This is a genomic window from Candidatus Eisenbacteria bacterium (assembly GCA_005893305.1).
Taxonomy (GTDB): domain Bacteria; phylum Eisenbacteria; class RBG-16-71-46; order SZUA-252; family SZUA-252; genus WS-9.
Map to the genome: position 1 here is coordinate 12,385 of VBOZ01000015.1, position 25,724 is coordinate 38,108.

19 protein-coding genes and 1 tRNA gene are annotated in these 25,724 nt (G+C 68.6%); all 20 read right to left on the bottom strand.

Annotated features, from left to right (window positions below):
• Nucleotide 1 precedes the first annotated feature (1 nt).
• The 20 genes from E6K79_05800 to trpS all read right to left on the bottom strand — a co-directional run bounded on the left by E6K79_05800 (nt 2) and on the right by trpS (nt 25,694).
• Nucleotides 2–76 (bottom strand) — tRNA-Gly (locus E6K79_05800).
• A gap of 48 nt (nt 77–124) precedes the next feature.
• Complete coding sequence (gene miaA, locus E6K79_05805; GenBank protein ID TMQ65010.1) at nt 125–1,183, bottom strand: tRNA (adenosine(37)-N6)-dimethylallyltransferase MiaA; 1,059 nt, start codon at nt 1,181–1,183, stop codon at nt 125–127.
• Nucleotides 1,053–2,849, bottom strand: a complete 1,797-nt coding sequence (gene mutL, locus E6K79_05810) for a DNA mismatch repair endonuclease MutL (GenBank protein ID TMQ65011.1) — start codon at nt 2,847–2,849, stop codon at nt 1,053–1,055. Before mutL ends, miaA begins: the two co-directional genes overlap by 131 nt.
• Before the next feature lie 5 nt (nt 2,850–2,854).
• Nucleotides 2,855–4,108 (bottom strand): aminopeptidase P family protein, encoded by a 1,254-nt coding sequence (locus E6K79_05815; protein ID TMQ65012.1) that lies wholly within the window; start codon nt 4,106–4,108, stop codon nt 2,855–2,857.
• Nucleotides 4,109–4,131: 23 nt separating this feature from the next.
• On the bottom strand, nt 4,132–6,435 hold the full coding sequence (locus E6K79_05820; GenBank protein ID TMQ65013.1) for a GAF domain-containing protein: 2,304 nt from the start codon (nt 6,433–6,435) through the stop codon (nt 4,132–4,134).
• A 225-nt stretch (nt 6,436–6,660) separates the two neighbouring features.
• On the bottom strand, nt 6,661–8,796 hold the full coding sequence (locus E6K79_05825; protein ID TMQ65014.1) for a hypothetical protein: 2,136 nt from the start codon (nt 8,794–8,796) through the stop codon (nt 6,661–6,663).
• 67 nt (nt 8,797–8,863) lie between these two features.
• Nucleotides 8,864–10,720 carry a hypothetical protein gene (locus E6K79_05830; GenBank protein TMQ65015.1) on the bottom strand — a complete coding sequence of 619 codons (1,857 nt, stop codon included), beginning with the start codon at nt 10,718–10,720 and terminating at the stop codon, nt 8,864–8,866.
• A gap of 37 nt (nt 10,721–10,757) precedes the next feature.
• Nucleotides 10,758–13,400 carry a DNA mismatch repair protein MutS gene (gene mutS, locus E6K79_05835; protein ID TMQ65016.1) on the bottom strand — a complete coding sequence of 881 codons (2,643 nt, stop codon included), beginning with the start codon at nt 13,398–13,400 and terminating at the stop codon, nt 10,758–10,760.
• Between the two features lie 12 nt (nt 13,401–13,412).
• Nucleotides 13,413–14,495, bottom strand: a complete 1,083-nt coding sequence (locus E6K79_05840) for a hypothetical protein (protein TMQ65017.1) — start codon at nt 14,493–14,495, stop codon at nt 13,413–13,415.
• Entirely contained in the window at nt 14,492–15,631 is a 1,140-nt protein-coding gene (locus E6K79_05845; protein ID TMQ65018.1) for a tetratricopeptide repeat protein, read from the bottom strand. The genes E6K79_05840 and E6K79_05845 overlap by 4 nt, the downstream gene beginning before the upstream one ends.
• Nucleotides 15,628–15,963, bottom strand: a complete 336-nt coding sequence (locus E6K79_05850) for a LapA family protein (GenBank protein TMQ65019.1) — start codon at nt 15,961–15,963, stop codon at nt 15,628–15,630. Before E6K79_05850 ends, E6K79_05845 begins: the two co-directional genes overlap by 4 nt.
• 127 nt (nt 15,964–16,090) lie before the next feature.
• The gene (locus E6K79_05855) at nt 16,091–17,947 is read right to left on the bottom strand and encodes a 30S ribosomal protein S1 (protein TMQ65020.1); all 1,857 of its coding nucleotides are present in this window, start codon (nt 17,945–17,947) and stop codon (nt 16,091–16,093) included.
• A gap of 63 nt (nt 17,948–18,010) precedes the next feature.
• Nucleotides 18,011–18,868 carry a 4-hydroxy-3-methylbut-2-enyl diphosphate reductase gene (gene ispH / locus E6K79_05860; protein TMQ65021.1) on the bottom strand — a complete coding sequence of 286 codons (858 nt, stop codon included), beginning with the start codon at nt 18,866–18,868 and terminating at the stop codon, nt 18,011–18,013.
• Nucleotides 18,859–20,148 (bottom strand): (d)CMP kinase, encoded by a 1,290-nt coding sequence (locus E6K79_05865; protein TMQ65022.1) that lies wholly within the window; start codon nt 20,146–20,148, stop codon nt 18,859–18,861. Before E6K79_05865 ends, ispH begins: the two co-directional genes overlap by 10 nt.
• Entirely contained in the window at nt 20,145–21,425 is a 1,281-nt protein-coding gene (aroA, locus tag E6K79_05870) for a 3-phosphoshikimate 1-carboxyvinyltransferase (GenBank protein TMQ65023.1), read from the bottom strand. Before aroA ends, E6K79_05865 begins: the two co-directional genes overlap by 4 nt.
• A 58-nt stretch (nt 21,426–21,483) precedes the next feature.
• Nucleotides 21,484–22,584, bottom strand: a complete 1,101-nt coding sequence (locus E6K79_05875) for a histidinol-phosphate transaminase (GenBank protein ID TMQ65024.1) — start codon at nt 22,582–22,584, stop codon at nt 21,484–21,486.
• A gap of 30 nt (nt 22,585–22,614) precedes the next feature.
• Complete coding sequence (locus tag E6K79_05880; GenBank protein TMQ65025.1) at nt 22,615–23,358, bottom strand: rRNA pseudouridine synthase; 744 nt, start codon at nt 23,356–23,358, stop codon at nt 22,615–22,617.
• A complete protein-coding gene (gene scpB / locus E6K79_05885; protein ID TMQ65026.1) occupies nt 23,348–23,944 on the bottom strand; it encodes an SMC-Scp complex subunit ScpB in 597 nt (198 codons plus the stop codon). The genes E6K79_05880 and scpB overlap by 11 nt, the downstream gene beginning before the upstream one ends.
• Nucleotides 23,944–24,741, bottom strand: a complete 798-nt coding sequence (locus E6K79_05890) for a segregation/condensation protein A (GenBank protein ID TMQ65027.1) — start codon at nt 24,739–24,741, stop codon at nt 23,944–23,946. Before E6K79_05890 ends, scpB begins: the two co-directional genes overlap by 1 nt.
• Nucleotides 24,738–25,694 carry a tryptophan--tRNA ligase gene (gene trpS, locus E6K79_05895; protein TMQ65045.1) on the bottom strand — a complete coding sequence of 319 codons (957 nt, stop codon included), beginning with the start codon at nt 25,692–25,694 and terminating at the stop codon, nt 24,738–24,740. Before trpS ends, E6K79_05890 begins: the two co-directional genes overlap by 4 nt.
• Between the last annotated feature and the right edge of the window lie 30 nt (nt 25,695–25,724).

The following is a 25,724-nucleotide window of genomic DNA, read 5'->3' on the forward strand; positions in this document are numbered from 1 at the left end:
CTGGAGCGGGCAACGGGATTTGAACCCGCGACCTTCAGCTTGGGAAGCTGACACTCTACCACTGAGTTATGCCCGCTCCCGATGCAACTCCCAGACCGAGCGTAGGGGGAACGGGGTGCCGTGGTCAAGAATCAATTCGGCTCGCGATCGTCCGGGCCACATCCGGGAACTGCTCGGGCGATTCCAGATCGAGCCAAACCACGTCTTCCACCTTCCGGAACCACGTTTCCTGCCGTTTGGAGAGTTGTCGGGTCCGGAGCGCGATCGTCTCCACCGCCGACTCGAGCGAGCTCTCTCCCCGCAGGTGCGCGAGGAGCTCCCGGTAGCCCAGGGTCTGGACCCCGGGCGCGTCGGCGGGCAGCCCCGCCGCGAGAAGCGCGCGCGCTTGATCCAGAAATCCGTCGCGGAGCTGATCCTGGATGCGCGACGCGATCCGGAGCGCGAGGATCGGGCGCGGCCATCGGATCCCGAACCTGATCGCCGGAAGCGGGGCCCGGCGGCGCTCGCGCCGGAGCGCCGTGATCGGCTTCCCGGTCAGCTCATGCACCTCGAGCGCGCGGATGACGCGAACGGCGTCCGCTCCCAGGATCTTGGAATGCGCCTCCGGATCCACCCGCTCGAGCTCGGCCCGGAGCGCCGGCAGACCCTCGCGCGACAGCCTTTCTTGGAGTCTGGCGCGGATGCCTTCGTCCCTCCCGGGCCCCTCGAACAGCCCGTCGAGGAGCGCGCGCAGGTAGAGCCCCGATCCGCCGACGACCAAGGCGGTCCCGCCGCGCGTCAGAATTCCATCAATGGCCACACGTGCCTCGCGCGCGTAGCGTCCGGCGCTGTACGACTCGCCCGGCGGCAGGAACGACGCGAGGTGATGCGGAGCCACGGCGCGGTCCCGCTCGCTCGGCGCCGCGGTGCCGATCTCGAGCCCTTGGTAGATCTGGCGTGAATCGGCCCCCACGATCTCCGCTCGTATCCTGCGGGCGACCTGGAGCGCGATCTCGCTCTTCCCTGCGGCGGTGGGACCGAGGACGACGACGGGGCGGCGGGGCACGGCCCGCTCAGCGCCGGCCAAAGCGCCGGTCCAGCTCCTCCATCGCGACGCGCACGTAGGTGGGGCGCCCGTGCGGATCGCCGTGCGGAAGGCTCGTGGCGAAGAGGCGGTCGAAGAGGGCGCGCCGCTCCTCGGGATTCAGCGCCTGCCCGGAGCGAACGGCGGCGTGGCAAGCGTAGGTCTTCGCGATCCGTTCCTCGGGCGGCTCCGAGGCGTCGACGTCCGCGTGTCCGTCATCCCCGCATAGGAGGCGCTTCAGGGCCTCGATCGCGATGTCCTCGGGGAGCGAAGCAGGAACTCCCCGGATCGCGACCTGGCGGTCCCCGAAGAGGGAGATGTCGTACCCGATCCGCCGCGCGTGGGGCTCGAGCATGAGGAGCGTGTCCAGCTCCTGTGCCGAGACCTCGAGGACGCGCGGGAAGAGGAGGCTCTGGCTCACGCCGGCTTCTCCGAAGAGGTGGATGCGCGCCTCCTCGTAGAGAATCCGCTCGTGCGCCGCGTGCTGATCGACGATGACGAGGCCGCCGCGGATCGGCGCCAGCAGGTAGCGGTCGTGGAGCTGCCAGATCGGGATCTCCGGCTCGGCGAGGCTCTCGCGGACGTCGCCGACCTCAACCTCCCGCGCCGTGTCCGATCCAGTTCCTTCCTCGGGTGGAGCGTAGAGCGTGCGCGCGGCCGCGATCCCGTCCCACAGAAGCTGGGAGGGCGTGAGCGTCCCCGCGCTCCCCGGCAAACCCGGCGCTGCGCCGGGGCCGCGGGTCGGAGTTCCCTCCTCCGGCGCCGCACCCTCCCCGCCGACGCCGAGGGCGACCGGGACGTAGCGCTTCATCGTCTGCTCCACGGCGCGTCGCGTCGCCTGGAAGAGCGCCGACTCGTCCCGGAAGCGCACCTCCCGCTTCGTCGGGTGGACGTTCACGTCGACCTGCGCCGGATCGATCTCGATCAGGATGAGCGCGACCGGGTGGCGGTCCCCTGGGATCAGATTTCCGTAACCTTGGCGAAGGGCCGCGCCGATCGTGGGCGAGGAGAACACGCGACCGTTGACGGCGAACACCTGGTGCTCGCGGCTCGCGCGCGCCATCTCCGGCGGGCCCAGGATCCCCCGCAGGCGAATGCCGGCGGCCGCTCCCTCGAACGGGGCCGCGCCCTCGACCGCGCCGCGCCCGTAGAACACCTGCCACCGCTCGAGAAGATCCTCGGTCGCTGGGAGATCGGTGTTTTCCCTGTCGTCCACCTTGAATCGCCAGTGGACCCGCGGGGTGACGAGAGCGTAGCTCCAGACCACTCTCGAGAGCACGCGGCTCTCGGACTCGCGGGAGCGAAGAAAGCGGAGGCGGGCCGGCGTGTTGAAGAAGAGATCCTCTACCACAACCGTCGTGCCGACCGCGCGGCCGATCCCCGAGACCGAAATGACCGTGCCGCCCAGGACCTCGATCTGGCTCCCGGAGAGATCGTCCGCGGAGCGGGTCGAGAGCGTGAGGCGGGAGACCTCGGCGATCGACGCGAGCGCCTCCCCCCGGAAGCCCAGGGTCCGCATCGCGGCGAGGTCCTCCGCCCGTTCCAGCTTGCTCGTCGCGTGGCGCCGGACGGAGAGCAGGGCGTCCTCCCGCGACATGCCGTGGCCGTCGTCCTGGATCCGGATCGACCGCTCCGGACTCGACGCTGTTTGGACAGCGATGAGCCGGCTCCCGGCGTCGAGGGCGTTCTCGATCAGCTCCTTGGCCACGGCGGCCGGCCGGTCGATTACCTCGCCGGCGCGGATCTTCGCAACGACTTCATCGTCCAGGATTCGAATCGCGGCCATGGTGCTCAGGGAAGACGAAGGATCGGGAGCTCGCGTGGGAAGCGTGAGAGGAACTCGGCGCCCTTCGGGCCGACCACGACATCCTCTTCGAGGGAGATGAGCCCGTGCTCTTCGAGGTGGATGCTCGGCTCGAGCGTGAAGACGTTGCCCACGCGCACGGGCTCGAACGGCTCCCGTCCATACCGCTCCCAGCGCGGACCTAGGACGCCGCCGCCGTCGTGGACCGCTCGGCCGAGGTGATGCCCGAGGGCGTGCGGATACTCCGGATATCCGCGGGACAGGAGCAGCTTCCGGGCCTTCTCGTCGACCTCCCACCCGAGCGCGCCGGGAATCAGGGACCGCGCCGCGAGGTCGATGGCATCGACGATGGTCTGGTAGGCGCGTCGGACCGGCTCCGGCGCGGCGGAGCCGCCGGCGGGCGCCACGTACCAGAAACGCTGCAGGTCCGAGCAGTAACCGTTCAGGATGATGCCGAAATCGACGTGGACGGCGCAGTTCAGGGTGACGGGCTCTTCGCTCGGGCCCACGTGGCCGATGGGCGATTTCGCGCCGACCGTCACCGTCGGGCAGTGGTGCTTGGGCCACGCGGTCCGGACGCCGCCGCGGGCCGCCTCGGCGTGAAATTCCCCCGCGATCTGGCGGGCCGTCTGACCGACGCGAATACGGTCGCGCACGCGGTCGAACATCAGCTCGGTTTCGTTCACGGCCAGGGTCACGAGCCCGCGCTCCTCCTCGAGCTTGACCCCGCGCAGAACGGAGAGCAGCGGCGCCGCGCTTACGATCCTCGAGGCGAAGGGCGTTCCGGCCAGGCTCTCCGCGAGATAGTCGCGCAATCCTGCCGTGATTCCGTCCGCGAGCGCGTCATCGATCGAGAAGTTGATCCCGATGCGCGCCGGGTCCCTCTTCCGCAAGAGCTCGAGAAGCTGGGCGCGCGGACCTTCCCGGTACGTCACGACCTCGTCAAAGAGGCCGAGGCGGACCAGATCGGGCGCGTCGAATGTCGCCACCAGGGCCGCGGACCAATCGCGCGTGACCAGGAAGAACGTCGTCCACGTGAAGTCGAGATCGAAGAAAAAGCGAAGGATGGGGTCCGGCCGCTCGGCGGACTCGCGCACCACCACGAGCCACGCGTCGAGCCCGCTCGATTCGAGGAGCGACTGCGCCTGGGCCAGCTTCAGCGCGCCGATGCTGGGCGCTCGCGTCTCTACCGGGGCCGTTTCCATGCGGATACGATAGCTCGAGCCGAGCCCGCGCGGCAAGTCATTGTCCGAGGGGAGGACTGCTAGGCGCCCGGGTAACTGCTCCGGATGAGGGCGAGAAGCTCGCCGCCTGTGGATACCTCGTCGGGATAGCTGTATTGACGCCCGACGAGACGGATGTCGTCCGCGTCGGGGAGCGACTGGACCGTGTCGAGCCGTGGGACCAGATGATCGAGCCGCTTCAACAGCGCTCCCTCGTCCTTGTCCGACTCGGGCGAGAGCACCGCGAAGCGTCCCCCGCCGAGGCGGGCCACGGTGTCGACCTCGCGGACGTTCTTCGCGAGCGCCTGGGCGAACTCGCGGACGAAGCTCTCGGTCCACTCGGGGCCGTGCCTGCGCTCGAGGCGCTCGTACCCCGAGATCGAGCAGATCGTGAGCAGGATGCGGTCGTGGTACCGCTCGGCGCGCTTCACCTCTTCCTGGACCCTCGCCTCCAGTCCGGCGCCGCCCAGAAGGCCGGTCACCGCGTCGTGCGGATCGGGCGGCTCGCAGACCTCGGCGCGCGCCTGATCCCAGGCGAGGGCGATATAGAGCGCGAGCTTCCGGACCGCGTCGAGCTCGGCCGCGCCCAGGCTCAAAGACCCGACGCGTGCCTCAGGCGGAGACGACATCGCGATCCCGAGCGCGCCCACGACGCGGTCGGAGGAGCGGATCGGAACCGCGGCGAACTCCGTGCGCGCAGCGTCCGTGCCATCGGGCCTGGCGGATCCCGCGATCGAGCTCGATTCGGTCCCGTGCTCCAAGGCGAGCGCGGTCAGATCCTCATCCATCTTCGTGAGCACGGCCTGGTCGGCTTCGGACCCCTCGAAGGCGGTCCGGGACATGGTTCCGTCCTTGTGATTTCGGAGCCTTACGGTGACGAGGCCCCGGCCGAACAGCTCCCGGAGGGCCGCCAGCGATTCGGTCAAGAGGGACTCCAGATCGTGCTGCACCATGAGCCGCGGCGCGATGTCGGCCAGCATGCCGGAGAGGATGCCTTGCCGGGTGGCCATCCCGTGGTCGCGGTGGATGCCGGCGAGCCGGGCCAGGAACGACGCGATGCGCGTGATCAGCCGGGTGTGCTCCTCGATGTCGGTCGCGATCCGCTCCATGCACTCGATCGCGAGCACGCCCAGCGCGCGGGCCTCGCCGATCGGCGCGACGACCATGTTGGCGGCGGGCTCCCCCGCGTCGGCGTCCGAAGGGCGCGCGAGGCGAGAGGCCAGGAACAGGGACTCGCCGTTCTTGTACGCGCGGCTGTAGAGGCCTCCGGTCATCGGGAGCCGTCCCTCCGTTCCCGTCTCCGTCCCGGACGAAATGACCCGGAAACGTCCAGCGTCCGGCTCGGCGATGCAGATGTGCGCCGACTCGGCCTCGAGATGCGCCGCGAGCTTCGTCGCGGCGATCCGGAAGCGCTCGGCCAGGGGCAGGTCCTCACGGGCGAACGCCTGCTCCAGCGCCCGCCGTGCCCGGAACTCGACCGCGTCGGCGTCGCGCTTCAGCCCCTGGATCACCCGCTCGAGGATCGCGGAGATCTGGGTCGCGATCTCGGTCAGGCGTCCGAGGTCCTGCTCGTCGAAGCGACGGTCGGGCCGGTCGCTCGAGACGTTGAGCACGCCGATCACGCGTCCGTCGAGCTGGATCGGCGCCGACATCGCCGCCGAGATGCGGGATCGCTCCCGCGTGTCGCGGAATCGGGGATCGCCGATCCGTTCGTTGATGATGAGCGGACGACCCTCCAGAGCCACCTTCCCCGCGACGCCCTCGCCGAGCTTCTGCCTCGTCGCGCGCACGGTGTCGGCGGAGAGCCCGGTGGCGAATGCGATGCGAAGCTCCCCTTCCTCTTCGTCCAGGACCATGATCGATCCCGCCTCCGCCCGCGTCTGCTCCACCGCCAACGACAGGATCTCGCGGAATAGGCGCTGGCGGTCTTCGGAGAGAGCGAGCGCTTCCTGGATCTTGCCCAGTCGGGTCCCGGTCGCCTCGTCGAATAGCTCTTCCCAGTTCTCCAGGGGCGTGGGGTCGCCGGTGGCGTCGGCGCGCGTGCCCGCGACGAACGTGGACTCGAGGTCATCCAGGGTCATGAAGATCCGGTTCGATATGCCCGCGCGGGTGAGCGCGGCGGCGCTGGGCGTATCCATGGCGGGGAGAGCAACGCGGTCCGGCTTCAGAGCAAGGAGGTCGAGCGGCTCCGTGGAGCGGGGAATCTGGAGCACCTCGGCGATCTTGAGCGCCAGGGCCTCCGGATCCGGATGGCAGACGAGCGCGATCTCCACACCGGCCGTCTGTCGCGCGAGCGAAATCAGATCGACCCTGTCGTCAGGCAGGTCGAGAAACGCGAGCCTCATGGCACCCCTGCGTCGGCCGAATGAAATATAGCGTAGATATGCAGAGTGATCCGCGGGGCGAAACGCAAGGATTGTACCATTCGGAAGGCATGTTTCGGGGTGAGGCCGGAATCGGGCCGGGCTAGCGAGTTACGCGGGTCGCCGGAGGCTTAAGTTGAAGGGCGGCTCGGGGGTGCGCGGCTCGTCACCGCCATGCCCCGGCTCGTGGCCGTGCAAGATGCACGGCTATCGCGTTACGGTCACAACCTTGGCGGCCGCCACATTTCGATCCAGGTCGGACGCCCGCACGGTGATCCGATGCTCGCCCGGCGCCAGGTCGGACACCTCGAATCGGAATGTCTCCCGCCGCGCGTCGAAGATCCCGTCCTCCGGGAAGATGTCCGTCCAGTCGCCGCCGTCGACCGAATACTCGATCGAGGAAACGCGGGTGTCGTCATCCACGGCGGCACCGCTGACGGTGACGGTGGTCTTGCCGCCGCGCGCGGCGCCGGCCGATACGCGCAGCTCCTCCACGCGGGGAGGAACGTTGTCGATCTCGAACACCGTGCTCAGCCGCTCGCTCTTGAGCGCGACGCCGGGAGGGTTGTCCGGCGTGTCCGTCGCCTCGACCCGGACGCGGTACGTCCCGTTCGGGTACGACTCCGAGTCGAAGCTGTAGAGCCGCTCCGGATGATCGGAGACCAGGCGGCGCCATTCCTTCTCGTCGGAGGCCTTGATGGAGAGGTTGTATCGAAGCGCGTCCCCATTCGGGTCGAGCGCCTCCCAGGTGACCGTCCGGATGCCGCGCGCCCACGCGGTGCTCGCGTCGGAGACCTGCTTGGGTCCGACGCGGGGGAGGTTGTACTCCACCTTGAGACCGCCGGCAAAGGTCTGCGATATCGAGGGTGGGCGGTACTCCGGGCCCCCCTCCATGTACGGGTTGTCGGGCCCGAAGATCTGGATCGATCCGATCTCGGGCGGGAGATTCCTCGCCAGGAAAGCCACCTCGATCGAGGAAACGACGGGGCCCGCGCTCCCACTCCCCTTGAGGCCGAGGCGGTACTGGAGGAAGCGCGCGGCCGGGCTCTCCACGGGAACGCCCTCCTTCATCGGAACCGCCTTGGACCACGGGCTCCATCCCTCGTCGGGCTCCTCGCTCAGCCCGCTCCGCGTCGACCACGTGACCTCGCCCCCTCCCGTGATCCCGGCGATCACCTTCCCCCAGGACGCCACGGAGTGAAGGTCGTACGGCTGCGAGGTGTAGCTTCCCTCGCGCGCGGGTCCGGAGCCGAGGGCGTAAAGGATCGCGTCGTTCCCGGTAGCGATATAGGTCTCCCCGCCGCCGCGCGCGATCGCGAGGATCTGTTTTTGCTCGGGCACGCCGAGGAGCGAGTATTTCTTGTCGGTGCCGATGCGGAACAACGCCGCGGACTCCCCCGTCGCGGCCAAGACGGAGGTCGCGTCGTACGGGACCAAGGCATAGATGAAATCGGTCGGAGGCGCGTAGAGGAGTCGGGCGCTTCCGTCCGACTGGACCAGGAAGACCCCGCACTTCCCGCCGCCCTGGGGGGTCACGTCGATCCCGAAGCGGCCGTCGCCTCCGGTGCTCCGCTCGCTCGGCCCCTCCCCCGACTTGCCAGCCTGCGTCCGGTTCGTCCCGACCGCGATCGATCCGTCCTCGAGCACGGCGATCGCGCGGACCTCGTCCGCGTCGGCGTCGTAGATGACCCGCATGGATCCGGTCTTGTCGATGCGCAAGAGGAGCCCCTTCGAGGCGGTGCCGGCGAGGAGCGTGCCGTCCTTCGCCTCGGCGAGGGCCACGACGTTCACATCCTTCGTCTCGACGTGGACCGATCCCTTCTTCGGGCCGGTGATGCGGTAGATCTTCCCGTGGCTCCCGGTCCCCGCGTAGAGCGCCCCGTCCTTCCCCTGGAGGAGGGACCAGATCGATTCCTCGCCCGTCTCGAAGTAGCGGGTGGTGTCCCCGCGCGCTCCGACCCGGAATACCGTGCCGCCCGGAGCGGATCCCGCGAACAGGTTGTCGGCGGGGTCGATCGCCATGCAGGTGATCTCCGCGGCGCCGGTTTCCCAGAGAAGCGCGGCGCCCTGGCCGCGCGTCCAGCGGTAGATCCGCCCGTTGTCGCCCGTTCCGAAGTAGACCCGGCCCTTGGAGTCGCGCGCCGCACACCAGATATACGAGACCCCGTCCAGCCGCGTCACCACGGAATCCCACGCGGGGCCCAACGCGAGCGACCCGTCGCTCTCGATCGATACGCCCGCCACGTTCTCGCCTTCGAGGAACCCTTGAATGTCGGTGATCTTCCAGAACGAGGTCTTCACGGCCGCCGCGTCGGGAACGCTTCCCAGCAATCCCGTGATCAAGATCGCGCCGAACAGCCACTTGGCGTGCGTCAGCGTCAGGCTCCTTTCCGTCGAGAATCGGTGCGCATCAATGCACCCGGTCGGGCACGACGTCCAGCTTCGCCGTCTCGCATCCGTTCGTGACGGCTCCGAGGTCGACCGAGACTTCCTGAAGCGTGGCTCCCTTCGTCATCGACGTCGCGCCGGAGTTCCCCGCGCCTCCGAGCACTCCCAGAACCGAGGGCGGCGCCTGGGAGATCTCGCCTCCGCGGGCCGCAGCGCCTCCCTTGGCGCGGTAGAGCTGGACGTACATCCGATCGAGTCGGCGCTCCTGCTCGATCAGCCGCACGAGATCGTCGAAGGTGTCGGGCTTGAAGCTGTCCGGCGAGCGGTCGCGATCCCACTTGTCCGTCTCCTGGCCGTCGCAGACCCGGACCGTCAGCTCTCCCTCGGGCGTTTGCGGCGGCACGCGGAGCCGGACGCGGCGCGTCTCCACCGCGCGGCCGCCCCGTCGGATCGCGACCTCCACTTCCACGGAGTCGCCCGGCGCCGCGGTCGCGGGATGCACGCGCACCTCGCTGATTCGCGCGGCGTCGAGCCCGATCGACGCGCTCACGTCGACCGTGACCGAGTCGAGCGTCGAAGGGCGGAAATGATCGCTCAAGAGGAGCGTGAGCGATTGCGTGACCTCATCCCCGACTCCCGAGATCGGCGATTGGGTGAGCAGCACGTTGCCCTTCCGTACCGTCGTCGCGCCGGCGTTCATGTGGAACGTCAGGTCGTATCGGACGGTCGCGTACCCGGACTCGTAGAGCGCCTCCGAGATCGAGTTCACCACCGTCATGCCCACGAGGCTCGGCGTCAGGAGGCGGCTGCGCGCGACTTCGAAGTGGTACTGCCTTCCGAGCTTCCCGCTCCCCGCGATCGTGACCGCGACCGGGATCATCGCCGGTTCCGCGCCGATCTCTCCGGCGATGCCCACGCTTCGGTCCGCGAGGAGCGTTCCGCAGGGGGTCGTCGCCGATCCCACCTTGGTCGAGATCTGCTGATTCGCGAATACGGTATGAATCGTGGCAGCGGTGAGCGGGAATCGGACCCAGCCCATCCCTGAGAACGGATGGCCGAACGCGAGAACCCGATCGCCGTCGCGATAGGTGAGGGTGCCGATCGCGGCGGCCGACCAGTCGCCGCGGATCAGCTCCACCCCGACGGCGGAGCCGGGCACGAGGTCGTCACAGGAGATGCCCGGCTCCGAGCCCCCGCCGGGTCCTGCCACGAAGCCGCGCTCCCTTAGCCACGGCTCCAGGTACGCGATCGCATCCGATGTGAATCCGGAGAGGACGAGCGGCGTCGCGATCGGCCGTGCGCCGGAAGGATCTCCGGAGCTGCCGCCGGGCCCGCCATCCAGCGAGCCCAACCGCCTGTCGACTTCCTCCGACGGGGGTGTCCCGCCCGACGGGAAGAGATGGAGCATTTCGCCGATCGGCGTGATGCCGCCGACCGGATCCTTCGAGAAGGCCCAGGTGTAGGCGACGGCGCCCAGGAGCCTCCCGTTGATGTAGACCGGGCTTCCGCTCATCCCCGCGATGATTCCCGTGCGCTCGAGATAGGCACCCTGCGCACGCACCAGGACCAGGGTGGCACCCGGCCGCTGCCCCTTCAGAACGCCGAGGATCGTGACGGGAAATGAATCGATGCGCGTTCCTTCGAAGACGGTCAGCCCGATCCCGGTCATTCCGGCGCGGACGGAATCGACGGGAAAGACGCCGGGGATCGTCGGCTTCGGGGAGGCGGGGCGCGATGGCGCGGTCTTCGCGGTCTTCGCGGCCTTCGCGGGCGCACCCGCCGCGGCCGCGCGCTTTGTAGGCGCGGCCTCCGCGAGCGTGGCGGCCGTCAAGCCTGCGAGGATGAGAACGAGGGGAACGCACCGCCGGAGGAAGGTCATCGGTCGCGGTGGAGCATAGGGACTCCGCGCAGGTCCGTCAACGTGCCCCGCCGGCGCGCGCCTTCTCGCGCAGACGCGCGAGCTCGTTCAGCGCTTCGATCGGCGTCATCGCTTCCACCTCGACGTCGGACAATTCCCCGAGGAGGGCCGCGCGCTCGTCGGGACCGACGCCGGCGGCGTCGGGTTGCGTTGTGGACTCCTCCGGCAGCGGCCCGCCCCCCTCGCTCTCCCGGCGAGCGAGGCGCGCGTGCTCCGCTTCGAGGCGCCCGAGAATCTCGCGCGCCCGCTCGAGCACGGGGCCGGGCACGCCCGCGAGCTGGGCCACGTGGATGCCGTAGGATCGGTCGGCCCGCCCGGGCGCGATTTGATGAAGGAACACGATCTCGCCACGCTGCTCGGCGACGCGGACGGTCCGGTTGCGGACACGGCTCAGGGTGTCCTCCAGGTCGGTCAGCTCGTGGTAATGCGTCGCGAAGATCGTGCGCGGCTTGGCGCGGGCGCCGTCGTGGAGCGCCTCGGTCACCGCCCAGGCCAGGCTGAGGCCGTCGTACGTGCTCGTTCCGCGCCCCACCTCGTCCAGGAGCACCAGGCTTCGGTCGGTCGCCTGGCGAAGGATCGCCGCGGTCTCCTGCATCTCGATGAAGAACGTCGAGGCGCCTCGCGCGATCTGATCGGACGCCCCAACGCGCGTGAAGATGCGGTCGACCAGACCGATCGACGCCGACTCGCACGGTACGAAGGAGCCCGCCTGCGCGAGGAACACGCAGAGGCCCACCTGGCGGAGGAACGTCGATTTGCCGCCCATGTTGGGACCGGTGATGATCCAGATCTGACCGGATTCGGCGTCGATCTCGCAGTCGTTGGGAACGAATCGCCCCGGATCGAGCGAGCGCTCGACCATCGGATGACGGGAGCGGGTGAGGAGAAGCTCCCGCTGCTCCGAGAGCGTGGGACGGGCCCAGCGCTCCCGTGCCGCGGTGTCGCCGAGCGAGAGGTGAAGATCGAGCTCGGCAACGACCCGCGCCGCGGCGTGGAGGTCCCCCATCGCTGCGACCGCGTGGCCGCGCAGCCGTTGGAAGTGCTCCGCCTCGAGGCGATGGCTCTCGGTGCTCGCGGCCTCGATCCGCTCCTCCATGCGGCTCAGGTCGGCCGTCACGAACCGCTCGGCTCCCGTCAAGGTCTGCCGGCGCACGTAGTCCTCAGGGACGCGGGAGAGCTGCGACCGGGTCACCTCGATCACGTAGCCGAAGACCCGGTTATAGATGACGCGGAGGTTCGGGATCCCGGTCCGCTCCCGCTCCCGGGTCTCGAGGGCGAGCACCAGCGCGCGGACGTCGGAAGTATCCGCGCGATACCTGTCGAGCTCGGGATCGTAGCCGGGGCGGACGATTCCCCCTTGGGTCGCGACGAGCGGAAGCTCCTCGGCGAGCGCGACCTCGAGTCGCCCCGCGAGGTCGGAGAGATCGGGAAGGCCGGCGAGCCATCCCTCCAGCACCGCGCCGGGCCGGGCCTCCAGCATGAGCCGGATTGCGGGAAGACGGCGCAGGGCGTCGCGCAGCACGCCGAGGTCGCGTGGCGTGGCGCGGCCGGAACCGAGGAGCCCCAGCGTCCGCTCGAGGTCTGGAAATCGGTGGAGCCGGTCGCGCGCTTCCGCGCGGAGCGTGGCGGCCGAAGCGAAGCACGCGGTCCGGTCAAGGCGAGCCTCGATCACCGCGCGATCCCGCGCCGGCGTCCGGAGCAAGGCTCGGAGGGCCCGCGCCCCCATCGCGGTTTCGGTGCGGTCGAGCAGGTTGAGGAGAGTCCCGGCCGGTCCGGCGGACGACTCGAACACTTCGAGATTCCGAAGGGTGACCTCGTCCACGACCAGGGGGCTTCCCTCGCGCAGGCGGCGGAGCTCGCGAATCTGCGGGAGGTCCGATTTCTTGAGCGACTGGAGATAGCCGAGGAGCGCGCCGCCGGCGCCAAAGCCCTCGCGCGCCGTTTCCAGGCCGAACGCGTCGAGGCTCAGCACCTCGAACTTCCGCTGGATCGCCTCGCGGCCGCTCCGCGCGTCGAAGCGTGCCCGCTCCCATCGGGTCACAGGAACGTGGTCCGGTAGGTTCATCCCCCCTCCGCCGCCGTTTCCGGGAAGGCCGCGCTCGTCTCCGGGGCGTTCGGGCTCTGCCGGGAGCAACACCTCGCGCGGCGGATATTCCAGGAGCAAGGAGGCGATCTCCTCGAGAGGTACCTCGCCCACCCGAAACTCCCCGGTCGAGACCTCGGCCACGGCCACGCCCGCGCGCGACTCCCCGAGGAGGAGCGCGACGATGTAGTTGCTCTCGCTGGATTCCAGGAGGCCCAGCCGCGTCACGGTCCCGGGCGTGACGACCTCGACGACCTGGCGGTCCACGATCCCCTTCGCTCCCTCGGCGGGCTCCATCTGCTCGGCGATGGCGACCGAGAAGCCCTGCGCCACGAGCCGCTTCAAATATCCTTCGACGGCGTGGTACGGGACCCCGGCCAGCGGAAGCGGATCGCCTTTCTTGTCGCGCGAGGTGAGCGCGATTCCCAGGACGCGGGAAGCGACGAGTGCGTCGTCGCCGAAGGTCTCGTAGAAGTCCCCCATCCGGAAGAGGAGGATGGTCCCGGGGTGCTCCGCCTTGAGCCGGCGGTACTGCTCGAGCATCGGGGTTGCTTCCACCGGGGGGTAGCCCTACCGCGGTGCGATGGTGTAGGAGAAGCCTCGCTCGCGCCGGAGCCGCTCGCCCAGGGCGCGGGCTTCGTCGCGCGTGGAGAAGGCGCCCGCGCGCACGCGGAAGATGGTGGGGGTTTCCGTGCCTTGCTTCACCGAGACGTCGTCGACGCCGGCCAGCTTGAGATCGCGGGCGAGCGCCTCGGCGAGCTCGCGCCGGCTGAACGCGCCGACCTGAACCACGAAGCCGCCCCCCAGCGGGAACGTCGGGCTCGAGGACGCGACCCGGATGCCCCGGTCCCGGGCCCGAGTGGCCTCGTAGGAATTCGGGTATCGGACCATCACCTGGCGGAACGCGCCGGCGGCGTCGCCCGGACGCCCCACCGCTTCAAGGCTCAACGCCATCGCGTAGAGCGCCTGCGGCCCGTAATCTCCCTTGGCGTGGCGCTCGAGCAGGAGCCGCAGGGCTTCGATCGCCTCGGCCGGCTTGCTCGCGCGGATCGCCGCCTGGGAGACCGCGAAGTAGTAGGCCTCCTCCTGGGGTGTCCCGGCGAGATCGGCCTGCGCGGAGCGGAAGAACGCGAGGGCGCCCACGGCGTCCCCGCGCGCGAGCTGGGCCAGTCCGCGTTGCACGAGGGCCTGCCTGCCGATGTAGTCCTTTTCGACTCCGGGTGAGAAAATACTGAGGACGTTCTCCGCTTCGGAGTATTCACCGCGCACGTAGCGCGCGCGCCCGAGCGCCAGCGTCGCCTGGCGGCGGTGGGGCCCCCGCGGGTAAGTCTTCAAGTACACTTCGAGCGCGGCCACGTTAGCGGCGCCGTCGTCCGCGAGCATGGCCTTGAGGTAGGCGTAATCGTCTTCCGCCCCCTTCGGAAGCCGTGCCACCGGAATCGACGCGAGCAGGGCGCGGGCCTCCTCGCCCCGCCCGTCCCCGAAGGCTTCCGAGGCCTCGGCGAGCTTGCGCCATTCGGCGGAGGTGCGGCCGCCCTTGTCCCCGCCCGGGCGAGTCTGGGCGCGCGCGCCGGCAATCGAGAGCGCGGCGAGGGTCAGCGCCACGACGATCGCGACCGCGCGCGATGGGTGCGTGGTGAGAGCCCGCCTCATCCGTGCCGGGCCCACGAGAAGCACTGAGGGCAGCGCGACCAATACTCCTCGGCCTGGTGGCCGCACGCGGCGCAGACGTAGACCTCTCCGCTTCCCACGCCGCGCATCAGCGATTCCATTTCGTCCAGCGCGCCCGACAGATCGCCTCGCCTGCGATAGAGATCGGCCAGGAGGAGGCGCGCCGGGACCGAGTCGGGCTCGAGCTCCAGCGCCTCGTTCAGGACCCGGCCCGCGTCCGCGAGATCGCCCTTCTTCACGTGCATCCTCGCGAGCGCGAGATGGATCCGGACGTCCTTCGGGTTCCGCGCCAGCATCTCCTCGTACGCCTGGTCGACGTCCCCGAATCGGCCCTTCTCGAAATACGAGGCCTCGAGGCGCTCGAGAACCAAATGCGAGAAGGAGGGGTGCGCCTCGGCGAGGGCCTTCCAGAGCACGCCGGCCCGCTCGGGCCGGTTGCTCTCGTAGTAGATATCTCCGAGACGGAGGAGCGCCGCCGGGTCGTCGCGGCGCAGGTGGAGCGCGGCCTTGAATTGGCGCTTCGCCTCGTCCAGCTTCCCGTCCCGCAGGTAGATCTCGCCGATCGCCGACCGATACCGCGCGAGGCCCTCGCCGTTTCGCTCGCCGGACGACTTGGCGATCTCGGCCCGCACCTCGTAGGCCTGGTCCCAATCGTGAGCCGCCTCGTGCGCCCTCAGCAGGAGCTTGAGCGCGCTCCCGCTCTTTCGATCGTGGTCGTAGAGCTCTTCCGCCACCTCCACGGCCTCGCCCGCCCTTCCCACGGCGATCAAGTCGAGAACGAGCCCCTCCCGGATCGCACGGTTCTGGCTGGGGGTCTGCCCTGCGCGCACGGTGAGCTCCCGGTGGAGCTGGAGGGCACGCTGAACCTCGCCTTGCTCGCGAAGCAAATTGGCCAAGTGGATGTATGCATCCACGTTATCGCTGTCCAGGCGGACGCTCTCCGCGAAGGCCTGGAGCGCCTCTTCCCGGTCTCCCGCGAGGAGCGCGTTCAGCCCCTGCTGGTAGGGGGTCTCCACCTTGGTCGGCTTCACCGCCGCGTCGCGGGAGAGGACCCACGCCGCGTACCCCACCCCGGCGAGGAGGCCTCCCACGAGGAAGACGGTGAAGAAGTCGCTCATCCCCGGGCCGCCCCAGTCGGCTCGCCCAGGTTCAGATCCTCAAGGGCGAGGTTTCTCAATTGGCTCAGCTCCCGTTTCAGGTCCTGGTTCTCGCGGCTCATCCGATTCATGGCCGAGCGGACCTTGAGCTGGTGGAAGAGCGTGAGCACGAACCCGGTCATCATGCCGATCGTGAAGGCCACGAACAGCACGACGTTCGCCGGGACCAGGCGGTAGACGCTCCCCGGAAGGATGATCGCGGTGACGGTCTCATGGACGTTCAGGATCGCGAAGCCCACGACGAGCACCATGATGGCGAGCCAGACGACGTTCCTCAGAAACCACATGAGCATTCCCTCCAGGGGCGGGAAATCTCTTCGACGCTAAGTGCCAGGATAGCAGCCCGTGCTCAAAACGAAAACCCGAGGAGCTTCGTATCGCCCCTCGGGTTCGTCTGCGTCGATTCGAATCAAAGCGCTGTCACGCGATCGTGCCCGCGTCGCTCCCCTCCTCGGCGCTTACGACCGGCTCTTCGGTTGCCGAGGGCTGCGGCTTGAAGCGCTCCTGGAATACCGATTGCGCCGCCCCGGGCTGGTCGGTCAGCCACGCCTTGACGCTCAGGATGATCCGGTGCGCCTGGGTATCGACGCGCGTCACCTTCAGCTCGAGGACGTCGTCGGGCTTGAAGCTGTCCGAGGGCTTCTTCAGCCCATCGATCCCCAGCTGGGAGAGCGGAATGAATCCTTCGAGGCCGTCCTCCAGATCGACGATGACCCCGCGATCCAGAAGCCGGACGACCTTACCCTTCACGATCATGTCGGGGAGGTACCGCTCCGCCAACGTCGGCCAGGGATCCTCGCTCACCTGCTTCAATCCGAGCGAGATTCGCCGGGCGTCCTTGTCGATCGAAAGGACCACGACGTCGACCTTGTCCCCCTTCTTCAGCACCTCGCTCGGGTGGACGACCCGGCGCGTCCAGGACATGTCGCTGATGTGCACGAGCCCGTCGATTCCTTCCTCGATCTCCACGAACGCGCCGAAATTCGTCAAGTTGCGGACCTTTCCGGTCAGCCTCGTGCCGATCGGGAAGCGCTCGTCCAGCGAGAGCCACGGATCGGGCTCGATCTGCTTCAAGCCGAGGGAGATCTTCTCGTTCTCCTTGTCGATCTTGAGGATCATCGCCTCGATCTGGTCCCCGATGGCGACGACCTTGGACGGATGCCGCACGTGGCGCGTCCAGGACATCTCGGAGATGTGGATCAGGCCCTCGATCCCCTTCTCCAGCTCCACGAAGGCGCCGTAGTCGGTGATCGATACAACCTTGCCCTTGACCCGCTGCGTGACCGAGTACCGCTTGTCGACGTCTTCCCACGGGTACGGGGTCAGCTGCTTCATGCCGAGGGAGATGCGCTCCTTCTCGGGATCGAACGAGAGGACCTTGACCCGGACCTTGTCGCCGATCGATACCAGCTCCGAGGGGTGGCTCACCCGGCCCCAGGACATGTCGGTGATGTGGAGCAGGCCGTCGATCCCGCCCAGATCCACGAACGCGCCGAAGTCGGTGATGTTCTTGACGACTCCCTCGCGAAGCTGATCCTTGGCGAGCTCCTGGATGATCTCGCTCTTCTGCTTCGCGCGATGCTCTTCGAGCACCGAGCGTCGCGAGATGACGATGTTCCGCCGGCGCTTGTTGAGCTTGATGATCTTGAATTCCATCAGCTGGCCGATCAGGGAATCGACGTTCTGCACCTGGCGGAGCGCGATCTGCGATCCGGGGAGGAAGGCCTCGACCCCGTAGAGGTCGACGACCACGCCGCCCTTGATCTTCCGCACCAGCTTCCCTTCGACCAGCTCGCCGTTGTCCGCGGCGGTCTTGACCCGATCCCAGACCTTGACGAAGTCGGCCCGCTGCTTCGATAAAACAACGAGGCCGTCCTGGTTCTCCGTTTTCTCGAGGAAGACCTCGATCTCGTCGCCGACTTTGACGCCTTCCAGGTCGGGAAATTCCTCGACAGGGATGACGCCTTCCGACTTGAAGCCGACGTCGACGGTCACCTCCTTGTCGTCGATCTTGAGGACGCGACCGCGGACGATCTCACCTTCCTCGAGGTCTTTGAGGGAGTCCTCGTACATCTGGAGCCACTGCCCCATCGAGCTCGAGTTCTCGTCGTCCGAGTCGGCTTCCGCGAGGCCCGTTCCGGTCCCGTTGGCCTCTTCACCCAGGTCCTCATGCACCAGCCGCGTCACCGCCTTGCGCTTCCGCGGCTTGGCTTCGACCTCGGTTTCCTCGGTCGGTTCGTCCTTCACATCCACATCGTCATCATGCCGTCGAACCATGCTTTTGTGTTTCCCCCTTGATTCTATGAATTTCGGCTCCCGTGGGAGCCGCTGGTGCCAGCGTTAGGCGCCCGCCGCAGCGGGGACGATCTGGGTGAGGCGTTCCACGACCTCGGCGATCACCTCGTCGGGCGTGGAGGCTCCGGCGGAGACTCCGATCCGGCGCAACCCCGAGAACCACTCCGCGCGGATCTCGTCCGCGGATTCGACCTGATGAACCCGCGGGTTCACCCGGCGGCAGACCTCGGCCAGCTGCGCGGTATTCGCGCTCTGACGTCCGCCGACGACGACCATCGCTTCCACTTCCGGGGCCAGCTCGACCGCGGTCTTCTGCATCGACGTTGTCGCGCCGCAGAGCGTGTTGAAGACCCGGACTTCCTTCCCGCGCTTCAAGAGCGCTCCGACGATCTCCTGGACGTGCCCGATCGAGTGGGTCGTCTGGAAGACCACCCCCATCCGGGGAATGAACTTGAGCGCCTCGGCCTCCGCCACGGTGTTGATCACGATCGCCTTGTCCCCGGAGTGGGCAACGACGCCGATGACCTCGGGGTGATGCTTGTCCCCGATCATCACCACTTTGTAGTTCTCCTCCACGAGCTTCGCCGCGTATTGCTGCGCCTTCGTCACGAAGGGACACGTGGTATCGACGACGTTGAGCCCCTTACGGAGGGCGCCTTCCTTGACCTCGGGCCCGACGCCGTGCGAGCGGATGATGATGGTCGACTCCTCCTCGATCTCATCCAAGTCCGACACGACCTCGAGACCGCGGCGCTGGAATGCCTCGACCACTTGGGGATTGTGGATGAGCGGGCCGAGGGCTTTCACCCCGCCCTGGCTCCGATCCAGGGTGTCGTTCGCCATCTTGATCGCGCGCTTCACGCCGAAGCAGAAGCCCGCGTTGTCGGCAACGATCACTTCCATCGAATCTCCTCCGTTCCTGCCGGGAGGGCCACGATCGCGTCCATGATCTTCCGCGCGAACGCGTCCCCATCTTCACGGCTCCCCGCCGCCCCCACCGGGGGCATCATCGGCGAGCCGAACGTAAGTCGAATTTCAACCTGCCGCAACATGGAGCGGCGGATCTGGTTGGATCCTGAGATGCGGGCGGGCACGACCGGGGCGCGGGCCGAGGCCGCCAGATGCGAGATACCGGCCCGCGGCGGCAGAAGCGACCCGCTCTTGCTGCGCGTGCCCTCCGGAAAGATGAGGACCGCGCCCCCTCGATCCAGAACCCCTTCGGCACCGCGCAACGCCGACCGTGCCTGGGGTCCCCGCTGAATCGGGATGCAATTATAGGCCCGAAGCATCGCCCCGAACACCCTATTCTCGAAAAGCTCCTGCTTGGCCAGGTAGTGGAGGGTCCGGGGTACCCATGCCCCCACGAGGGGGGGGTCCCAGAACGAGATGTGGTTGCAGGCGATGATCAGGGGCCCTTTGGGAGGAATGTGCTCCCGGCCCACCACCCGGTACTTGAGGCCCAGCCGGGCGAAGTTGACCACCACCTGCCGGCTCGCGGCGTGAAACGGGGTCATCCCCCCCGGCCCCCTTCGCGCCCCGGCAGCCCAGTGGGTGGCGAGGTCGATCTGCTCCTCCAAGGTCAGCCGGGTCGTGTCGAGCGGGATCGCGTCGGGCGCGGGCAGAAGGGGGCTCGCCGCGCGGTCGCTGTCCCTCCGATCCCGCTCACGGATCGCGGCCTCGATCGCCGCAAGCTCGGGCCGCTCGTCCCGGGCTCGAAGCTCCTCGAAGCGCCGACGTGCCCGGGCCTCGACCGACGCCGTCAGGAAGATCTTGAGATCGGCCTTGGGGAAGACGACCGTGCCGATGTCGCGTCCTTCCATCACGACGCCCGGGGCGCCGCCCAGGGAACGCTGAATCCTCACCAGCCGCGAGCGGACGCCAGGATGAACGGCGACGCGGGACGCGGCTTCTCCCGCTTCGGCGGTCCGGATCTCGGCCTCGACCGAGACTCCATCGACGAGGATCCCCTCCCGGCCCGCCTCGATCTTCGTTTCCGCGAGAAGCCGAAGAAGGGCCTCTTCCGAGTCGAGCGGGACCCCATGCTTTCGGGCGAGCCACGCGACCGCGCGGTACATGGCGCCCGAATCGACGTGGATGAGCCCGAGCCGGTCGGCGACCCCCCGGGCCGTGGCCGTCTTGCCCGCGCCGGCAGGTCCGTCGATCGCCACCACGAATCCCTTCAACGCGCGAGCCCCCGGACCCGGGCGAGGAAGCCGGGATCGGAAACGCGTATCGATTCGGCGCCGTCCACCGTGACGCCCTGCTTGGCCCGGAGCCCGGCGATCAGGAATGCCATGGCGATCCGGTGATCGCTCCGCGCATCCACGATCCCACCCCGCGCGGATTGCCGCCCCGCGATCGTCCACCCGTCCTCGCGCTCTTCCACCTCCACCCCGATCGCGCGGAGCCCCGCCGTGACGGCGGCGATCCGATCCGACTCCTTCACGCGGAGCTCCTCGGCGCCGCGTATGACGCTCTCTCCCTTAGCGAACGCCGCGAGCACCGCGACCAGCGGAAGCTCGTCGATGAGCGGTCCCGCCTCGGGCCCCGAGATCCGGAACGCCGCGAGGGCGCCCGGCCGTATCCGGACGTCCGCGACCGGTTCCTCCCCGAACAGGCGCTCGTTCCCCAATTCGATCCGCGCGCCCGCGCGCGCCAGAAGGTCGAGGAACGCGCGGCGGGTCGGGTTCACCCCCACGTCCCGCACCGTGAGGTCGGAACCGGGCACCAGCGCCGCTGCGGCGAGCAGGAACGCCGCCGCGGACGCGTCTCCCGGCACGCGGATTTCGGCGCCGCGAAGCGGGGCTCGGCCCTCGACGCGGGCGGCCGCGCCCTCCCGCGCGACCGGGCAGCCGAACAAAGGGAGCATCCTCTCGGTGTGGTCCCTCGTGGGCGCGGACTCTTCCACGACGGTCTCTCCCTCCGCCTGGATCGCGGCGAGGAGAACCGCGCTCTTCACCTGGGCGCTCGCGACCGGGGTCCGGACGGTCGCGCCTTTGAGACGGCGGCCCCGGACCACCACCGGCGGGAGCCGGTCCCCGCCCCTTGCGGCGAGGTCCGCGCTCAGGGCTCGCAGCGGCTCGATCACCCGCGCCACGGGACGATTCCGAAGGGAACTGTCCCCGGTCAGGATGGATAGGAAGGGTTGCGCGGAGAGGAGCCCCATCGAGAGACGGAGCGCCGTGCCCGAGTTTCGGGCGTCGAGGACGCGGTCGCTCTCCCGAAGCTCGCCGCCGCGGATCCGCCAGTCGCCTGGCTTCGACGCGCTCGCCTTGATGCCGAGCGCCCGGACGATCCCGAGCGCCGCCAGCGCGTCCGCGCCCGCGTTCGCGCCCACGATCCGCGTTTCCCCGGCCGCCAGGGCGCCAAGAAGGATCGCCCGCTGGGTGATCGATTTGTCACCGGGTGCGTCGCACGCGCCGCGAAGAGGCCGTCCTGGCCGGGTGGTCGCGCGGCTCACCGCGCCGGGCCCTTCGGGGAGAGGAGCGCCCGGACCGCTATCGAGGCCCAGACTCCGATCACAAGATCCGGCGGAGGCTCTCGATGAGGCGTTCGTTCTCGGGGCGAAGTCCGACGCTGATCCGCGCGTACTCCGCGGAGAGGCCGAACGGGAGCATCGGGCGGATGATGATCCCCTGGCGCTCCAGGGTGCGCGCGACCTCGACCGCCGAGCCGGGAAATCGGGCCAGCGCGAAATTGGCCCAGGTCGGGGTCAGCTGGATCCCGAGCGCGGGAAGCTCGCGCTGGTAGTAGGCGAGGCCCTCCCCGTTCAGGGCGCGGCTTCGGGCGATCTGATCCAGGTCGGTCAAGCTGGCGCGGGCGGCAGCCTGGCCGATGCTCGTCACGTTGAACGGGAGCCGCACCCGGTGCACGAGCGAAGCCAGGCTCGCCGGAAAAAATCCGTATCCGATGCGGAGGCCCGCCAGGGCGTAGATCTTGGAGAACGTGCGGAGCACGGCGACGCGACGGCCCCGCCGGAGGTGCTCGAGACCGTCCGGATACTGCGGGTCGGTCACGTACTCGAAGTAGGCTTCGTCGAGGATCGTAAGAACGTGGCCGGGAACGCGGCGGAAGTATTCATCCAGGGCGCGCTTCACGACGATCGTGCCGGTCGGATTGTCGGGATTGGAAAAGTAGACCAACCTCGTTCGATCGGTGATCGCGGCCAGCATCGCCTCGGGATCGTGAAAGAGGCCTTTGCCCGGCGCCTTCACCAGAGTCCCGCCGGCGACCCGCACTGCGATCGCGAACATGATGAACGAGGGGTCCGACATGACCGCCTCGTCCCCCGGCCCCAAGTGAATCCGGCAGAGGACGTCGATCAGATCGTTCGAGCCCGAGCCGACCGCGATCCAGTCGGGCGGAACGTTCCAGTGGGTGCTCAGCGATTCACGCAAGTAATACGAGCTGCCGTCGGGGTAGCGATTCACCCCGTGCGCCGCGGCCTGAATCGCCGCGACCGCGAGCGGCGACGGCCCGAGCGGATTCTCATTCGAGGCCAGCTTGATCGCGCCCGCGATCCCCAGCTCCCGCTCCAGCTCCTCGATCGGCTTCCCAGGGACGTATGGCTGGAGCGAGCGGACTTCGGGGCGAATCGTCTCGACCGCGGGGAAGGCCATCGGGTCCCTTTCCGAGCTATGTGTCACAACTCAGCGCAGTCTAGCACCGGACGCTGGGCCGGGAAAGGCATCCCGCCGCAGCGCGTCGATCTCTGTCCGCGTAAGGGGGCGAATGGCGCCCTGGGCCAGGGGCTCGAGTCGGACGGGACCGAACTGGATCCGGACTAATCGGGCCACGTCCAGGCCGACCGCCTTCGCCATGACCCGCACCTCGCGCTTCTTCCCCTCCGCCAGATCGATCACGAGAACGCCTAGCCCTCGGTCCGCGCCCTCGTGGGTGACGCGCTCCGGTTTCACGGGCACCCCCTCGACCGTAGTGCCCCTCGACAGGAGCCGGAGCATCTTCGGATCGGGAACCGGACGGACCCAGACCCGGTAGCGGCGCAGGAGCGCGGTCCGCGGATGGAGGAGCGCCTCCGAGAGCGCCCCGTCGTCGGTGAGGAGAATGAGCCCTTCGGATTCCACGTCGAGCCTTCCCACCGCGTGGAGTCCGCGGATTGAGGCCCCGAGCACCTCGAAGATAGTCCGGCGGCCGCCCTGGCTCCGGCGGCTCACGAGCAGGCCGCGCGGTTTGTGGTAGGCGATGTAGCGGCGCTCTTTCGGCAGCTCGACCCTGGAACCGTCGAGCGTCACCCGGTCCTTCTCGGGCTCCACGGAAATCCCGATGCTCTCGGGGGGCGCGCCGTTGATCCGAACCCGACCCTCCTGGATCCAGCGGTCGGCTTCCCGGCGGGATCCGCCGGCCGCCAGGGCGAGGAAGTGGTTAAGTCGCACTCTCGGTCGAGGCCACCTCCGGTTCGGAAATCAGCTCGATCTCCTCCTGCGCCCGCTCGCGGTCCTCCATCACGGTCCCCAGCTCCTTGAGCTCGGGAAGGTCCGAGAGATCGTTGATTCCCATGTACGAGAGGAACTCGGGCGAGGTGGCGTAGAGGAGCGGCCGTCCGACCGCCCTCGATCGTCCTTTGATGAGCGCGAGATTCCGCTCGAGCAGCGTGTGGAGCGCGCCGCCCGAGTCCACCCCTCGAATCGAGTCGACCTCGACCTTCGTGATCGGCTGCTTGTACGCGATGATCGCGAGGGTCTCGAGGCCCGCCCGCGACAGGCGGACCTTCCGGCGGGACCGGAGCATCCGCTCGATCCAGGGCGCGCACTCCCTTCGGGAGAGGAGCTGGTAGCCGCCCGCGATCTCCACGAGGACGACCCCGCGATCGGAATCGCGAAGGTCGCGCTCCAATTCTTGGAGTAAGGCGACCGTCTCCTCCGGCCCGGGCCCCTCGAGCACTTCCACCAACGTCGAGAGCCCCACGGGCGAGTCGCTCGCGAAGAGCAGCGCTTCCACGATCTGCTTCTGGGTCGGCATCAGGCGTTCTCCTCTTCCAACGCAACGGGAATTGGGGCGGCGCCGCCGCGCCATTCGATCCAGATCGGTCCGAAGAGAGACTCCTGGGCCGCCGCGATGCTCCCCTGCTTCAGCAGCTCGAGCAGGCCCAGGAACGCGGTGATCTTCTCGATGCGCGTGACGAAACGTTCGAGCAGCTCCGCGAAGAGGAGCCGCGGCCTCTCGAGGAGGTGGCCCCGTATGACGCCCATCGCCTCCTCCAGGCTGAGCGGCTCGGCGTTGACCGTGTGGACGATCGGAGGGACCTGGCGCGAGAGCACCGTCTTGAGCGCGTCGAGGAGGCGGAACATGCTGACGGGGAGAAGCTCGCTCGCTTCCGGATCCTCAAGCTGCGCCGGGGCGCCCCGCTCGAAGTGGAGCCTGCGCTCGGTCTCGAGCCGGCCCAGGTCCTGGGAGGCCTCCTTGAAACGGCTGTACTCGAGGAGCTGACGGACGAGTCCCGCGCGCGGATCCTCCTCCTCCTCCTCGGCAATCGCCGGCGGGAGCAGCATGCGCGACTTGATCCGCATCAAGGTCGCGGCCATGACCAGGAACTCGCCGGCGACCTCCAGGTCGAGCTCGCGCATCAGCTCCAGCGTGTCGAGGTACTGCCGCGTGATCTTGGCGATGGGTATGTCGGTGATCTCGAGCTGCTCCTGCTGGATCAGATGGAGCAGGAGATCCAGAGGGCCATCGAAGACCGGGATGTGGACCTGAATCGAGGATCGCCCCTCGGGCGTCGACTCCGCCACCGGAGCGCCGTTTCGCGTTTCGTTCATGGCAGCTTCATCGCCTCCCGCACCTCGCTCATCGTCCGGCTCGCGATCGCGCGCACCTTCTCCTCACCGTACCGAAGCGCTTCGCGCACCCGCTCGGGCTTGGCCTCCAGCTCCTTCCGCCGCTCGCGGAACGGGGCGAGCTTCTCGGCGAGGATTCCGGCCAGGTCCTTCTTGTCCGCGACGCACCCCAGCTTCCCCGCGCGGCAGAGCGCCGCAATCTCGTCCGCGCCCCCAGCGTTCCAGGCGCGATGATACGCGAAGACGACGCATCCGTCGGGGTCTCCCGGATCGTTCACGCGAAGTTTTTTGGGGTCGGTGTAGGCGGTCCGGATCTTGGCCGCGATCTCCTGCGGCGAATCCGAGAGGAGGATCGTGTTCCCCATCGACTTGCTCATCCGCTTGCCGTCCAGCCCGGGCAGGCGTGGGAAGCGGGTGAGCTTGGCCTCGGGAACCGGGAACACCTCCCCATAAAGCGAGTTGAACTTCCGCGCTATCTCCCGCGTCACCTCCACGTGCGGCACCTGGTCCTCGCCGACCGGGACCAGGTTCGCCTTGTAGAGCAGGATGTCCGCCGCCTGGAGCACGGGATACCCCAGGTGGCCGTAGCTCATGGTCTGCTCCAGATTGAGGTCCCGCACCTGCTCCTTGACCGTCGGGTTCCGCTCCAGCCGGCTCGTCGTGACGAGCATCGAGAAGAGGAGGTGAAGCTCCGCGTGCTCCTTCACGTGCGACTGGATGAAGACCGGGCTCCGCTCGGGGTCGATGCCGGCCGCGAGCCAGTCCGTGACCATCTCGATCGTGTTGGGCGCGAGCTGATCGGTGTGCTCGTAGTCGGTGGTCAGGGCGTGCCAGTCCGCCACCATGTGCAGGTTCTCGGAGGTGGCCTGAAGGTCGACCCAATTCTGGAGGGCGCCCAGGTAGTTCCCGAGGTGGAGCTTCCCGGTCGGCCGCATCCCGCTCAGGATCCGCGGTCGCTTGGTAGC

Coding starts and splice junctions, on each gene's coding strand:
- E6K79_05850 (TMQ65019.1), bottom strand. CDS start 15,963: ATGCTCATGTGGTTTCTGAGGAACGTCGTCTGGCTCGCCATCATGGTG.
- scpB (TMQ65026.1), bottom strand. CDS start 23,944: ATGCCGACCCAGAAGCAGATCGTGGAAGCGCTGCTCTTCGCGAGCGAC.
- E6K79_05855 (TMQ65020.1), bottom strand. CDS start 17,947: ATGGTTCGACGGCATGATGACGATGTGGATGTGAAGGACGAACCGACC.
- E6K79_05820 (TMQ65013.1), bottom strand. CDS start 6,435: ATGAGGCTCGCGTTTCTCGACCTGCCTGACGACAGGGTCGATCTGATT.
- ispH (TMQ65021.1), bottom strand. CDS start 18,868: ATGGAAGTGATCGTTGCCGACAACGCGGGCTTCTGCTTCGGCGTGAAG.
- E6K79_05830 (TMQ65015.1), bottom strand. CDS start 10,720: ATGACCTTCCTCCGGCGGTGCGTTCCCCTCGTTCTCATCCTCGCAGGC.
- E6K79_05890 (TMQ65027.1), bottom strand. CDS start 24,741: ATGAACGAAACGCGAAACGGCGCTCCGGTGGCGGAGTCGACGCCCGAG.
- mutL (TMQ65011.1), bottom strand. CDS start 2,849: ATGGCCGCGATTCGAATCCTGGACGATGAAGTCGTTGCGAAGATCCGC.
- E6K79_05845 (TMQ65018.1), bottom strand. CDS start 15,631: ATGAGCGACTTCTTCACCGTCTTCCTCGTGGGAGGCCTCCTCGCCGGG.
- trpS (TMQ65045.1), bottom strand. CDS start 25,694: ATGCGGCCGACCGGGAAGCTCCACCTCGGGAACTACCTGGGCGCCCTC.
- E6K79_05840 (TMQ65017.1), bottom strand. CDS start 14,495: ATGAGGCGGGCTCTCACCACGCACCCATCGCGCGCGGTCGCGATCGTC.
- E6K79_05875 (TMQ65024.1), bottom strand. CDS start 22,584: ATGGCCTTCCCCGCGGTCGAGACGATTCGCCCCGAAGTCCGCTCGCTC.